Raw genomic sequence first — 12360 nt, 5'->3', positions numbered from 1 at the left:
TGCTTCGAGCCATCCTTTACCATCATGGGAAGCCATGAACGCTTCCGTACAACCCGCCACTTTTCATCGAAAAGGTTTTACCTTATAACAAAGGGATACCAAAGGGAGGTGCTTCAATGAACATGCTGAAATGCTCCATCGCCGCAGTCGTCGCGCTCGGCTCCATGACGGTCTCCGGCTTTGCGCAGGACGTCTCGCTTCGCCTGCACCAGATGCTGCCGCCGCAGGCCACCATCCCGGCCAAGGCGCTCAAGCCCTGGGCGGAGAAGGTCATGCAGGAGTCGGGCGGCCGCATCAAGATCGACCAGTTCGACGCCATGGCGCTCGGCGGCACGCCGCCCTCGCTCTACGACCAGGCCAAGGACGGCGCGGTCGACATCATCTGGACCGTCATCGGCTACACGCCCGGCCGGTTCCCCACCACGGAAGCCTTCGAGCTTCCGTTCCTGATGACCACCGGCGAGGCAACCTCCAAGGCGCTGCAGGAATATTGCGAAAAGCACTGCATGGAAGAGTTCGCCGACGTGAAGGTCATAGCCTGGCACGCGCATGGCCCGGGTCTCATCCACTCCAAGACCCCGGTGAACACGCTCGAGGACATGAAGGGGTTGAAGATCCGCGGCGGTTCGCGCACCATCAACCAGATGCTCGAGAAGCTCGGCTCGATCCCGGTCGGCATGCCCGTTCCGGCAGTGTCGGAAGCGCTGTCCAAGGGCGTCATCGATGCGACCACGATCCCGTGGGAAGTGACCCCCTCGCTCAAGGTCAGCGAGCTGGTGAGCAACCACACCACCTTCTCCGGCACGAACGGCCTCTACACGCAGACCTTCGTCGTCGCGATGAACAAGTCGGCCTATGACGCGATGCCCGACGACCTGAAGAAGGTGATCGACGACAATTCCGGCATCGAAACCGCTGCCTTCTTCGGCCGCGTCATGGATGAAGGCGATATCGGCGGCAAGGCGATCGCCGAGGGCCGCAACAACAACATCATCGTGCTGGACGAGGCCGAGACCCAGCGCTGGAAGGACACCGCCGCTCCGCTCGTCGAGGCTTGGGAAGCCGAGATGACCGGCAAGGGCAAGGACGGCAAGGCGCTCGTCGAGGAGGCGCGTTCGCTCGTCGAGAAGTACTCGACCGGCATGTAGTCCGCCGACAGGCGATCGGATCGTTCGACGGCCGCGGGAAACCGCGGCCGTTTTGCGTCGTGGCCCCTTCAAGCCGGCGGGCCCTCGCGGTAGCATGGGAGGCGCAGGTGAGGAGGCCAGGGCAATGACCGAAATCGCGCATTTGGTGGCGACCATCTTCCGCAAGGCGGCGGGGCGGGATCGTTTCGTCGTCGCGATTGCCGGGCCGCCCGGCGCGGGAAAATCGACCCTCGCAGAAGCCCTGCTGCCCCTCTTTCCCGAAGGATCGGCCGTCATCGTGCCGATGGACGGGTTCCACTTCGACAATGCCATCCTGGCGGCGCGAAATCTCCTGCCGCGCAAGGGTGCGCCGGAAACTTTCGACGTCGGCGGTCTCGCCGCGACGCTGATGCGCATCCGCGCCAGCGAAGAGGGCGTCGCAGTGCCGCTGTTCGATCGCGCCGCCGACCTCGCCCGGGCCGGGGCTGCGGTCGTCCCCCGCGCCATCCGTTTCGTGCTGGTGGAGGGCAATTATCTCCTGTCGGACGAAGCCCCGTGGAACGATCTCGCGCCGAGCTTCGACTTCACCATCTTCCTCGATGTCGAAGAGCCGGTCCTGGAGCGGCGGCTCGTCGAACGCTGGCTGCAGCACGGCCATTCTCACGAGCAGGCCGTCGCGCGCGCCTTTTCCAACGATATACCCAATGCACGTCGCGTTCTGGCATGCCGCCGCGCCGCCGATGTGGAATGGAGACAGGACACGAAGCGGACCGGATGATCGGCCGTTTCCATCAACGGCGCGATCAGGCGGGGGAACATGACATGAAACTGGGCTTCATCGGCCTTGGCAACGTGGGCGGCAAGCTCGCCGGCTCCTTGTTGCGAAACGGCTTCGACCTGACGGTTCGCGACCTCGATCCGAAGGCGGGCGAGCGTTTCCTGGCCGCGGGCGCGGCATGGGGCGAAAGCCCGCGCGCGATGGCGCAGGCGTGCGACATGGTCATCACCTGCCTGCCGTCGCCGGCCGCCTCGGCGGCGGTGGTCGAGGCCGAGGACGGCATCCTGGCCGGTCTGGCGCACGGCAAGATCTGGTCGGAAATGTCCACGACGGACGCGGCCGAGATCACGCGGCTCGCCGCCAGGGTCGAGGCGCTCGGGGCTTTCGCGGTCGATTGCCCGGTCTCGGGCGGAGTGCATCGGGCCGCAACCGGCAACATCTCGATCTTCGCCGGCTGCGACCGCGCCGTCTTCGAGCGCATCCTGCCCGTTCTCACCGTGCTCGGCCGGCGCGTCCTGCACACCGGGCCGATCGGCACGGCTTCCACGCTGAAGGTGATGACCAACTATCTCGCCACCGCCAACCTGCTGACCCTGTGCGAAGCGCTGGTGACGATGAAGGCCGCGGGCATGGACCTCGCGACCACCTACGAAGCGATCAGGATCTCGTCGGGCACCTCCTTCGTGCACGAGACCGAAAGCCAGCTGATCCTGTCGGGATCCCGCGACGTCGACTTCTCGATGGACTTGGTGATGAAGGACATCGGCCTCTTCCAGACCATCGCCGACCGCTTCGGCGTACCGCTGGAAATCTCGCCGCTGATGATCGACATCTTCCGTGATGGACAGCGTCGCTATGGCGAGCGGGCCAACTCCGACGACATCATCCGCAGGCTGGAGGAGGCGACCGGCCTGTCGATCCTGGCGCCGGGCTTCCCGCAGGAACTGGTCGACGACGAACCGGAGGAGCCTGGCTACGAAGTCAGGCCCCTCGGCCGGACCGATGCATGAAATAGCCGGCTAACATACGCGCGATTTGCTTCACGCCTGGGCTGCTGCGAACACCGCCTTGAGGTCGAAATCCTTCGCCTCGACGGCGCCGAGCGTCGGGGCCTGCGGCAGCGCCAGCAGTTTGCGCGCCATCATGTGGTCGGCTGGCGCGTTCACGGTTTCGACGCCGATCAGCGTATCCTGCCGAAAGCAGTGCACGGTCAGCTTGGCGCCGTCGTCCGACGCGCGCGCCACCTGGTGGTCGGCGCCGGCGGTCAGCCCGGCGATCTGGAGCTTGAAGGCGGCCTGGTCGCTCCAGAACCATGGCACCTTGTCATAGGGCTCCGGATGGCCGAGCAGGCGCTGGACGACGCATTTCGCCTGGTCGATGGCGTTCTGGACCGATTCGAGGCGGATCAGGATGCCGTCCCGGCCGAACGGAAACGAGGCGCAATCGCCGATGGCCGAGATATGGGGATCGGAGGTCTCCATCAGGTCGTTGACCCTGATCCCGTCCTGCACATAGATCCCCGCTGCCTCGGCGATCTCGACGTTCGGCACGATCCCGGCGGAGACGAGCACGATGTCGGCCTCGATGGACGCACCCTCGTCGATCTCCACCGCCGCTGCGCGTCCCCGATCGTTGCCCCTGATCCCCCGCGCCATGGTTCCCAGCCGGACGTCGACCCCGCAAGCCTGATGCATGGCGAGGAAATGCGCCGAGATCGCCGGTGAAACGACGCGCGACATCAGCCGGTCGGTGGCCTCCAGCACCGTCACGCGCGCTCCGGCCGCCGCCGCGGTCGCCGCGATCTCGAGGCCGATGAAGCCGCCGCCGATGACGACGAGCGACAGCCCGGGCGCGATGGCGGCGCGGATGCGCTCCGCATCGGCCAGCGTGCGCAGCTGCATCACGCCGTCGAAATCCATGCCGGGGATCGGCAGGCGGCGGTTGCGCGCGCCGAGTGCCAGCACCAGATGGTCGAAACCGTGGGTCTGGCCATCGTCCAGTTCGACCGTCCGGTCGGCGCGGTCGATCGTCGTCAGGCTCCGCCCGTCGAGATAGCGGATGGCGTTCTTGTCGAAGAAATCGGCATTGCGAAACAGCAGGCGCTCGGCATTGCCCGTCTTGATGTACTCCTTGGACAGCGGCGGACGCTGGTAGGGCAGCCCCGGCTCGTCGCCGAAGAGCAGGACCTCGCCGTCGAACCCGTCCTGACGCAGGCTGGCCGCAACCTGGAAACCGCCCTGGCCGGCGCCGGCGATGACGACACGCTTCAAGCTCATCGACGCAGTTCCCCTGTGCGTGCGGGCGCATGGCCCGTGTCCCGTCCGCAGGTTTCACGTGAGACGGGACCGTCGAACCGATGCCGTCCGTCCCGCGCACCTGCCGGATTTTTCCCGCTAGGGATTGGCGCTTTCGGGCGCGCGGGTCAAGACGATGACGACGGCGGACCGACGACGGGCCGGAGCCCGACCTCTTCAGCGTTCCGGGCGGAGTGGACGGGCGGGTGTGATGTCAGCCGAGCACTTCCGCCACCGCGTCCGCCGTCTTGCCGACCACCTCGTCGACCTCGGCGCGCGTCAGGCAGAGCGGCGGTGCAAAGCCCAGGATGTCGCCTTGCGGCATCGCGCGCGCGATCACCCCGCGCTTGAGCAGGGCCGCGGCCACCGCCGGGCCGATCTTGCGCGCCGGGTCGAAGAAGCGCCGCGTTTCGCGGTCCTCCACGAACTCGACCGCGCAGAGCATGCCTTCGCCGCGGACGTCGCCGACACGAGCGTGTTCGCCGAGCGCGGATTTCATCGCCGCGTTGAGGTAGGCGCCGGTCTCGCCGGCATTCTTCACCAGGCTAAGCGAGTCGATCAGCTTGAGGTTGGCGACGCCCGCCGCTGCGCCGATCGGATGCGCCGAATAGGTCCAGCCATGGCCGATCGGCCCGTTCTCGTCTGTGCCGCGTTCAAGGACGGCCCAGACCTTCGCCGAGAAGATCGACCCCGACAGGGGTGCGTAGGCTGAGGTCAGGCCCTTGGCGATGGTGATGATGTCCGGCGTCATGCCGTAGTGGTCCGATCCGAACATCGACCCCAGCCGGCCGAACCCCGTCACCACCTCGTCGGCGATCAGGAGGATGTCGTGCCTGTCGAGCACCGCCTGGATCGCGGCCCAGTAGCCGGCGGGCGGGGGCACGATGCCGCCGGTGCCCAGAACCGGCTCGCCGATGAAGGCGGCGATCGTGTCGGCGCCCTCGCGATCGATCATCGCCTCCAGCGCCGCGACGCAATGCGCGACGAAGTCGGCTTCGCTCATCGCGAGATCGGGTCTGCGGAAGTAGTAGGGCGCCTCGGTATGCAGGATCCGGTCGAGCGGAAGATCGAACTTGTCGTGGAAGAGCTTCAGCCCGGTCAGCGAGCCCGTGACGAGGCCGGAGCCGTGATATCCACGCCAGCGCGAGATGATCTTCTTCTTCTCGGGCCGGCCGAGGATGTTGTTGTAGTACCAGACGAGCTTGACGTTGGTTTCGTTGGCATCCGATCCGCCGAGGCCGAAATAGACCTTCGACATGTGTTTCGGCGCGCGCTCGAGCACCATCTTCGCCAGCGTCACCGAGGCTTCGGTGCCGTGGCCGACATAGGCGTGATAATAGGCGAGTTCCTTCGCCTGCGCGGCGATCGCCTCCGCGATCTCGGTGCGGCCATAGCCGACATTGACGCAATAGAGCCCGGCAAAGGCGTCGAGCAACCGGTTGCCGTCACGGTCCTCGATGTGGACGCCCTTGCCGCCGGTGATGATGCGGTTCGGGCTTTCGCCGCGCGCGTGCTGGGCGAGATGGGTGGACGGGTGGAAGAAATGGTCCCGATCCCACTGGTCGAGCAGATCGTTCTTCAGCATGACGAGTCTCCTGTGATGTGTGCCCCCGACCTGCAAGGGTGGGAGGTCGCCGAGGTCCGCCTGCCGCGCCCCGGCCGATCGTTCAGGTCGAGATGACCGACCCCGCTCCTGCCTGTCGTGCCCGCTCGGCGGCGAAGGTTGCGATGGCGGTATCCTGTGCCCCGGTGCCGGTCAGGTCGCAAAGGGTCACCTGGTCGTCGCGCGTTCGGCCAGGGGCCGAGCCTGTGACGATGGCGCCGAGTTCGGGCGGCGTGCCCTTGCGCCACAGGCCGGCCGCGATGGCGCTGCGCAGCTCGCCGAGCGTCTCGCACTGGCTCACCCGGTCGCAGACATAAAGGTCGGCTGCAGCGAGCGCCGCCGGCTCGATCTCGTTCTTGCCGGCCTGGTCCGAACCCATCGCGGTGACGTGCAGGCCCGGATGCAGCCATTCGGCCTTCAGCACCGGTTCGGCGGCGGGCGTCGTGGTCACGACGAGCTGGCTGTCTGCGACCAGCCGCGCGGGATCCCGCATGGCAACCGCTTCGACGCCATGGCGGCTCGCGATGTCGCGCGCGCAGGCCGCCGCCTTGTCGTGGTCGCGTCCCCACACCAGAACGCGGCGGATCGGCTGCACCAACAGGGCCGCCGCGATCTGCAGCCGCGCCTGGACACCGGTCCCGATGACGCCCGCCGTGTGCGTGTCGGCCGGCGCCAGGTGCCTGGCCGCCACGGCGCCGGCGGCGGCGGCGCGGACGTCCGTCAGGTAGCCATTGTCCAGAAGCAGCGCCTGCACCAGGCCCGTCTTGGCCGAGAACAGGATCATCAGCCCGTTCAGGCTGGGCAGGCCGATCTTCGGATTGTCGAAGAAGCCGGGGCTGACCTTGATGGCGAAACCGTCGAACCCCGGCAGATAGGCGGTCTTCACGTCCACCTCGCCATGCGCGTCCGGAATGGCCATCGACAGGATCGGCGGCATGACGACCTGCCCTCCGGCCAGGGCGGCGAAGGCCCTCTCCACGACATCGACCGACTGAAGGTCGAGCGACACGATGTGCCGCAGGTCGGCCTCGGTCAGGATCGTTACGTCATGCGCCATAGGCTTGTCCTTTCAGCGTCAGGTCGCCGAGTGAGACATCCTGACCGGCCATGATGCGGTGGAACACCGTCATGTCGACGTTGCGGCCCGTGATGATGGTGGCGATCGGCCCCTTCGGGACGGGAAGCTTGCCGGCCTGCAGGGCGGCGATCCCCACCACGCAGGCGCCTTCGGCCACCATGCGGTCTTCGTAGAAGAGGGTCTGAAGGGCGCGGTAGATCTCGTCCTCCGTGACGAGAACCACGTCGTCGAGCAGGTCGCGGCAAAGCGGGAAGGACAGCCGGTTGTCGAGGCCGATGCCGCCGCCGAGCGAGTCGGCGAGGCTTGCCACTTCCTCGACCTCGACCGGCCGCCCGGCGCGGATCGAGGCGTCCATCGCCGCGCCCCGGTCCATCGAGACGCCGATGACGCGGACGGACGGCTGGATGGTCTTGACTGCCAGGGCCACCCCGGCCGCAAGCCCGCCGCCCGACAGCGGCACCAGCACCATGTCGAGGTCGGGCCGGTCCTGCATCAGCTCCAGTCCGATCGTGCCCTGGCCGGCGATCACCAGGGGATCGTCGAAGGGCGAGATCTCGACCAAGCCGTCTTCCTCGGCGATGCGCCGGCTCTCGGCCAGCGCGTCGTCCTGGCTTCGCCCGACGATGCGGACCTCGGCGCCGAGCGCGCGAATGCCGTCGATCTTGGCCTGCGGCACCAGCGCCGACATGCAGATCACCGCCTTCATGCCGCGGGCGCGGGCCGCATAGGCGACGCCACGGCCATGGTTGCCGGTCGAGCAGCAGGTCACGCCGCCGACGTCGGCCGGCAGGTTGAGGATCGCGTTTGCCGCGCCGCGCAGCTTGAAGGCGCCGATGGGCTGGGTGTTCTCGAGCTTCACCAGGAAATCGTGCCCGGCCAGCCGCGCCAGATGAGGGGATGGCACCAGCGGCGTTCGAACAGCCAGGTCGCGGATGGTCCGCGCGGCGGCGAGGATGTCGGCGAGCGAGAGGCTCAATTGGCCTCCTTCACCGCGCTCAGGAACTGCTGCGTGCGTTCCTTCTGCGGGTTTCCGAACAGCTCGTCGGGCGCGCCCTGCTCTTCGATCCGGCCGCCGTAGAAGAAGCAGACGCGATCGGAAATGTCCTTGGCGAAGCCCATCTGGTGGGTGACCATCAGCATGGTCAGGTTGTGCTCGGCCACCAGCCGCCGGATCACGTTGGTCACCTCGCCGATGACCTCGGGATCCAGCGCCGACGTCACCTCGTCGAACAGCATCACCTTGGGCCGCATGGCGAGCGCCCGGGCAATCGCAACGCGCTGCTGCTGGCCTCCGGACAGCCGGGACGGATGCTGGTCGCGCTTGTCGGCCATGCCGACCATGTCGAGCAGCTCCTCGGATCGCGCGCGGGCTTCCGCCTTCGGGATGCCCAGCACGTGCACCGGCCCTTCCATGCAGTTTTCCAGCGCCGTCATGTGCGGGAACAGGTTGAAGTGCTGGAAGCACATGCCGATGTTGGACCGCATCTGGCGCAGGTGGCGGCTGTCGGCGCGCACCAGCCTGCCGTTGCGGGGCATGTGGGTGAGAGGCTTGCCATCGACATAGATGACGCCGCCATTGATCGTCTCCAGCGTCATCAGCATCCGGAGCACGGTCGTCTTTCCGGACCCGGAGGGGCCGATGACGGTGACCATCTCGCCTTCGGCGACGTCGAGATTGAGAGCGTCGAGCACCACGAGCTCGCCATACCGCTTGGTGACCGTCCTGAAGCTCACCATCGGCACGTCGGGACCCTCGAGCGCGAGGGGGAAACCGGAAAGGTCTTCGTCGGTCATCAGCTCAATCCCAGTTTCCTGCGAACCCAGCGCTCGAAGACACGAATGCCGGCGGCGGTGGGCAGCGAGATTGCCAGAAAGATCAGCCCGACCAGCGTGTAGGGCTCGAGATAGCGATAGGTTTCCGAGCCGATCGCGGTGGCGGTGTGCATCAGTTCGGCCACGCCGATGACCGACAGCATCGGCGTGTCCTTGAAGATGCCCACCAGATAGTTGCCCATGCCGGCCAGCGACGGCGGCAGGGCCTGGGGAATGATGACGCGGAAATAGGTTCGTGTCGTCGACAGGTTGAGCGAGGTCGCCGCTTCCCACTGGCCCTTGGGGACGCTGTCCAGTCCGCCGCGATAGACCTCCGACAGATAGGCCGCGTAGTGCAGGCCGATCGCGATCATCCCGGCCGTCCAGGGCGACAGCCTCAGCCCGAATTGCGGGCCGACATAGAAGACGAAGAAGATCTGCAGGACGAGCGGCGTCGAGCGGATGAATTCGACCGCTTCCCGCACCACGAATGTCAGCGTGCGGGAGGGCGTCCTCTGCGCCAGGGCGAAGACGAGGCCGAGCACCACGGCGATGGCATAGCCGAATCCCGCCGCCATCAAGGTGTTGCCGGTCGCGATGACGAGGCGGGGCAGGATCTGCCAGGTGAAGTCCCAGCGCCAGTCGAACATGGCTCAGACCCTCCCCACCTTGCGCAGCATGAACCGCTCGAGCCAGCGCATGAAGGGCGTGATCATGAAGCGTGCGAGGATGTAGTAGATGATCAGCGCCGTCCCGAAGGTCTCTGCCGACAGGAACGTGGTGCCGTTGATCTGCTTGACCTGGAACATCAGGTCGGCGACGGCGATCAGCGCGACGAGCGCCGTGCCCTTCAGCAGTTCGATCAGCAGGTTGCCCCAGGCCGGCAGCATGATCAGCAGCGCCTGCGGCAGGATCACGCGGCGCATGCGCGTGGCGGGCGACATGTTGATCGCCAGCGCCGCCTCCCACTGGCCCTTCGGCACCGACAGGATGGCCCCGCGCACCACCTCCGCGCCGTAGGCGCCGAGGTTCATCCCGACGGCGACGAAACCGGCGGTGAACTTCTCCAGCGTGATGCCGAACAGCGGCAGCACGAAGAAGATCCAGTAGAGCTGCACCAGCAGCGAGGTGCCGCGAAAGATCTCGATGTAGACGGTCGCGGTCCCGCGCACGAGAACGTTCGGCGCCAGTCGCATCAGTCCGGCAGCCAGCGCGATCGCCACCGCCAGAGCCGCGGCGAGGACGGTCAGCACCATGGTCACCAGCGTGCCGCTGAGAATCCGGTCGCCATACTGGGAGAGGAATTCGACGTAGGACATGGCCGCTCAGACGTTCCCCTCATGGCCACGAAGGCAGGACGCAGGCGTTCCCGGCGGCCGGCGGCGAAGGGCGGCGGACCGGTTGCCCGGTCCGCCTCGCTTCGGGATCAGCGGTTGGCGCAGACCCATTCGGTCGTCCGGTCGCCGGGCAGCGAGCCTTCATCATAACCGTATTCGGCGACCGCTTCGAGCATGTCCGGCGAACCGAGATAGGCCTTCTGCGCCTCGTTGAACCTGGCCAGGAAATCCGTGTCGTCCTTGCGGAAGCCGATGCCCGCCCAGTTGACGGCGTCCTCGGGCATGGCGCTGGGGTCGGTGACCTCCACCGCGCCGCCGGAACTGTCGGCCAGCTGCCGGACGGTGAAGTAGGTGCCGCCCCCGGCGTCGGCGCGTCCGGCCCGGACGGCGGCGAGGATCTCGGTCGGTCCGGGAACCTGCATGATGTTGCTGTCGGCGACGCCCGCGGCCCTCGCCGCCTCGATGTTGGAGTAGCCCGCGCCCGTCACCATGATCGCGCCGCTTTCGGCCACGCTTTCGTAGTTGCCGATGTTCTTCGGATTCCCGGGCGCCACGATGAAGGCGTCGCCGACCTTGGCCATGGGCTCGGAGAAGGCGATGTTCTCGCAGCGGCTGGCCAGGATGTTCATGCCGCCGGTGACGATGTCGAAGCGGCCCGCATTGAGACCCGGGATCAGGCCGCCCCATTCGGTCTGCACCGCTTCGATGTTGGTGTGGCCCATTGCCTCGAGCACGCCGAGCGTATGGGCGTTGACGAAGCCTCTCGGGCTGCCGTCGTCGCCCGGATAGGCGAAGGGAATCTCGTTGGCGAAGCCGATTCGGATCGGCTGTCCGGCCTCGATCCTGTCCATCAGCGGCCCGGCCTGAGCGATGGAGGCGCCCATCGTCACGGCGGCGATGCCGGCGAGCAGGGTTTTCATCACGGTGCGTGTCATGGCATTTGTTCCCTTGGTTTTTGGATGTGAGAAACCGGATGTCAGACTTCGTTGTGCACAACATCATACCATAGCGGGCAGCTGTCAACGCAATTTGCGCCGCTACGCTGCGGAAGCCTCTTCCTTCGCGTCTGAAAATCTGGATAGATGTACACATTACAGCAAATGCCGCTCGCGTGGGCTCCCCGCGCGGCGCCAGGAGGACGCATGCCTGCAAGTCAGTTGCCATTCAGCGCGGCCGAGTATGGGCGCCGCCTGGCCAAGGTGCGGGCCGCGATGGCCTTGCGCGAGATCGACGTGCTCTTCATCGAGGACCCGTCCAACATGGCCTGGCTGACCGGCTATGACGGCTGGTCCTTCTACGTGCATCAGGGCGTCATCGTCTTCCACGACCAGGATCCGGTCTGGTGGGGCCGCAGCCAGGACGCCAATGGCGCCGTCAGGACGGTCTGGATGGCCGACGAGCGGGTGGCGAGCTATGCCGACCGCTACATCCAGTCGCCGACGCTGCACCCGATGGAAACGCTCGCCGCGCTGCTGCGCGAGCATGGCTATGGCCGTCGGCGCATCGGCCTCGAGCTGGAGAACTACTATTTCTCGGCGAAGGCCTATCTCGTGCTGAAGGACGAACTGCCCGAAGCCGACCTGATCGACGCGACGGCGCTGGTGAACTGGCAGCGCACCGTCAAGTCAAACGAGGAGATCGTCTTCATGCGCCGCGCCGCGCGGATCTCCGAGAAGATCGTCGACGGCATCATGCAGCGGGTCGAGCCGGGGCTGAAGAAGAACGACCTCGTGGCCGAGATCTACGGCGACGCCATCCGTGGCGTCGACGACGACTGGGGCGAGTATCCGGCCATCGTCCCGCTGCTGCCGAGCGGATCGGATGCCGCCGCGCCGCATCTGACCTGGGACGGCCGCCGCTTCGAGGAGGGCACCGCGACCTTCTTCGAGATCGCCGGCTGCTACCGCCGCTATCACGTGCCGTTCTGCCGCACGGTTTTCCTCGGCACGCCGCCGGCCCACATGCTGGAAGCGGAAAAGGCGCTGGCGGAAGGCCTGGAGGCGGGGCTGGAAGCCGCGCGCCCCGGCAATCGCGCGGGCGACGTGGCCGATGCGCTCTACCGGTCGCTCGAACGCGCCGGCATCGAGCGGGAGGGGCGTTGCGGCTATCCGATCGGCATCTCCTATCCGCCGGACTGGGGCGAGCGCACCATCTCCTTCCGCCGCGAGGACGACACGATCCTGGAACCGGGCATGACGTTCCACTTCATGCCGGGTCTCTGGATGAGCGACTGGGGCCTGGAGATCACCGAGAGCATCCTGATCCGGGAGGATGGCGCCGCGGAGTGCCTGTGCAACCGTCCCCGCAAGCTCTTCGTGAAGAACTGAGCCC

General features: G+C 66.8%; 12 protein-coding genes. 4 read left to right on the top strand and 8 right to left on the bottom strand.

Annotated features, from left to right (window positions below; translation table 11 throughout):
• Positions 1-116: 116 nt before the first annotated feature.
• The 3 genes from EJC49_RS01935 (at position 117) to EJC49_RS01925 (ending at position 2915) form a co-directional block, all read left to right on the top strand.
• On the top strand, positions 117-1148 hold the full coding sequence (locus tag EJC49_RS01935) for a TRAP transporter substrate-binding protein (RefSeq protein WP_342635341.1): 1032 nt from the start codon (positions 117-119) through the stop codon (positions 1146-1148).
• A gap of 124 nt (positions 1149-1272) precedes the next feature.
• Complete coding sequence (locus EJC49_RS01930) at positions 1273-1905, top strand: nucleoside/nucleotide kinase family protein (protein ID WP_126697772.1); 633 nt, start codon at positions 1273-1275, stop codon at positions 1903-1905.
• Positions 1906-1949: 44 nt separating this feature from the next.
• Positions 1950-2915: an NAD(P)-dependent oxidoreductase gene (locus tag EJC49_RS01925; protein ID WP_126697771.1), complete on the top strand. Its 966-nt coding sequence runs from the start codon at positions 1950-1952 to the stop codon at positions 2913-2915.
• Positions 2916-2945: 30 nt separating this feature from the next.
• Here EJC49_RS01925 and EJC49_RS01920 read toward each other — a convergent pair whose 3' ends face one another.
• The 8 genes from EJC49_RS01920 to EJC49_RS01885 form a co-directional block, all read right to left on the bottom strand.
• On the bottom strand, positions 2946-4181 hold the full coding sequence (locus EJC49_RS01920; protein WP_210211737.1) for an NAD(P)/FAD-dependent oxidoreductase: 1236 nt from the start codon (positions 4179-4181) through the stop codon (positions 2946-2948).
• A 232-nt stretch (positions 4182-4413) separates the two neighbouring features.
• Positions 4414-5784 (bottom strand): aspartate aminotransferase family protein, encoded by a 1371-nt coding sequence (locus tag EJC49_RS01915; protein ID WP_126697770.1) that lies wholly within the window; start codon positions 5782-5784, stop codon positions 4414-4416.
• An 82-nt stretch (positions 5785-5866) separates the two neighbouring features.
• Positions 5867-6859, bottom strand: coding sequence for a cyclodeaminase (locus tag EJC49_RS01910; protein ID WP_126697769.1), 993 nt, complete (start codon positions 6857-6859; stop codon positions 5867-5869).
• Positions 6849-7856, bottom strand: a complete 1008-nt coding sequence (gene eutB / locus EJC49_RS01905; protein ID WP_126697768.1) for a hydroxyectoine utilization dehydratase EutB — start codon at positions 7854-7856, stop codon at positions 6849-6851. The genes EJC49_RS01910 and eutB overlap by 11 nt, the downstream gene beginning before the upstream one ends.
• Positions 7853-8617 carry an ectoine/hydroxyectoine ABC transporter ATP-binding protein EhuA gene (gene ehuA, locus EJC49_RS01900; RefSeq protein ID WP_170314572.1) on the bottom strand — a complete coding sequence of 255 codons (765 nt, stop codon included), beginning with the start codon at positions 8615-8617 and terminating at the stop codon, positions 7853-7855. The genes eutB and ehuA overlap by 4 nt, the downstream gene beginning before the upstream one ends.
• A gap of 56 nt (positions 8618-8673) precedes the next feature.
• Positions 8674-9342 (bottom strand): ectoine/hydroxyectoine ABC transporter permease subunit EhuD, encoded by a 669-nt coding sequence (ehuD, locus tag EJC49_RS01895; RefSeq protein ID WP_126697766.1) that lies wholly within the window; start codon positions 9340-9342, stop codon positions 8674-8676.
• Positions 9343-9345: 3 nt separating this feature from the next.
• The gene (ehuC, locus tag EJC49_RS01890; protein ID WP_126697765.1) at positions 9346-10011 is read right to left on the bottom strand and encodes an ectoine/hydroxyectoine ABC transporter permease subunit EhuC; all 666 of its coding nucleotides are present in this window, start codon (positions 10009-10011) and stop codon (positions 9346-9348) included.
• Positions 10012-10118: 107 nt separating this feature from the next.
• The gene (locus EJC49_RS01885; RefSeq protein WP_126697764.1) at positions 10119-10964 is read right to left on the bottom strand and encodes a transporter substrate-binding domain-containing protein; all 846 of its coding nucleotides are present in this window, start codon (positions 10962-10964) and stop codon (positions 10119-10121) included.
• 207 nt (positions 10965-11171) lie between these two features.
• Here EJC49_RS01885 and EJC49_RS01880 point away from each other — a divergent pair, with 207 nt between their 5' ends.
• Positions 11172-12356 carry a M24 family metallopeptidase gene (locus EJC49_RS01880; protein ID WP_126697763.1) on the top strand — a complete coding sequence of 395 codons (1185 nt, stop codon included), beginning with the start codon at positions 11172-11174 and terminating at the stop codon, positions 12354-12356.
• The last annotated feature ends 4 nt before the right edge of the window (positions 12357-12360 follow it).

The sequence above is a fragment of the Aquibium carbonis genome (genome assembly GCF_003970795.1).
In the GTDB taxonomy this organism is placed as follows: Bacteria; Pseudomonadota; Alphaproteobacteria; order Rhizobiales; family Rhizobiaceae; genus Aquibium; species Aquibium carbonis.
Note: the sequence above shows the minus strand (reverse complement) of the source record. Positions and strands in the feature narration are given on the sequence as shown.

Bases quoted from the DNA above. Each gene is read 5' to 3' on its own strand.
- EJC49_RS01935 (WP_342635341.1), top strand. From the start codon at position 117: ATGAACATGCTGAAATGCTCCATCGCCGCAGTCGTCGCGCTCGGCTCC.
- EJC49_RS01930 (WP_126697772.1), top strand. From the start codon at position 1,273: ATGACCGAAATCGCGCATTTGGTGGCGACCATCTTCCGCAAGGCGGCG.
- EJC49_RS01925 (WP_126697771.1), top strand. From the start codon at position 1,950: ATGAAACTGGGCTTCATCGGCCTTGGCAACGTGGGCGGCAAGCTCGCC.
- EJC49_RS01920 (WP_210211737.1), bottom strand. From the start codon at position 4,181: ATGAGCTTGAAGCGTGTCGTCATCGCCGGCGCCGGCCAGGGCGGTTTC.
- EJC49_RS01915 (WP_126697770.1), bottom strand. From the start codon at position 5,784: ATGCTGAAGAACGATCTGCTCGACCAGTGGGATCGGGACCATTTCTTC.
- EJC49_RS01910 (WP_126697769.1), bottom strand. From the start codon at position 6,859: ATGGCGCATGACGTAACGATCCTGACCGAGGCCGACCTGCGGCACATC.
- ehuA (WP_170314572.1), bottom strand. From the start codon at position 8,617: ATGGTGAGCTTCAGGACGGTCACCAAGCGGTATGGCGAGCTCGTGGTG.
- ehuD (WP_126697766.1), bottom strand. From the start codon at position 9,342: ATGTTCGACTGGCGCTGGGACTTCACCTGGCAGATCCTGCCCCGCCTC.
- ehuC (WP_126697765.1), bottom strand. From the start codon at position 10,011: ATGTCCTACGTCGAATTCCTCTCCCAGTATGGCGACCGGATTCTCAGC.
- EJC49_RS01885 (WP_126697764.1), bottom strand. From the start codon at position 10,964: ATGACACGCACCGTGATGAAAACCCTGCTCGCCGGCATCGCCGCCGTG.
- EJC49_RS01880 (WP_126697763.1), top strand. From the start codon at position 11,172: ATGCCTGCAAGTCAGTTGCCATTCAGCGCGGCCGAGTATGGGCGCCGC.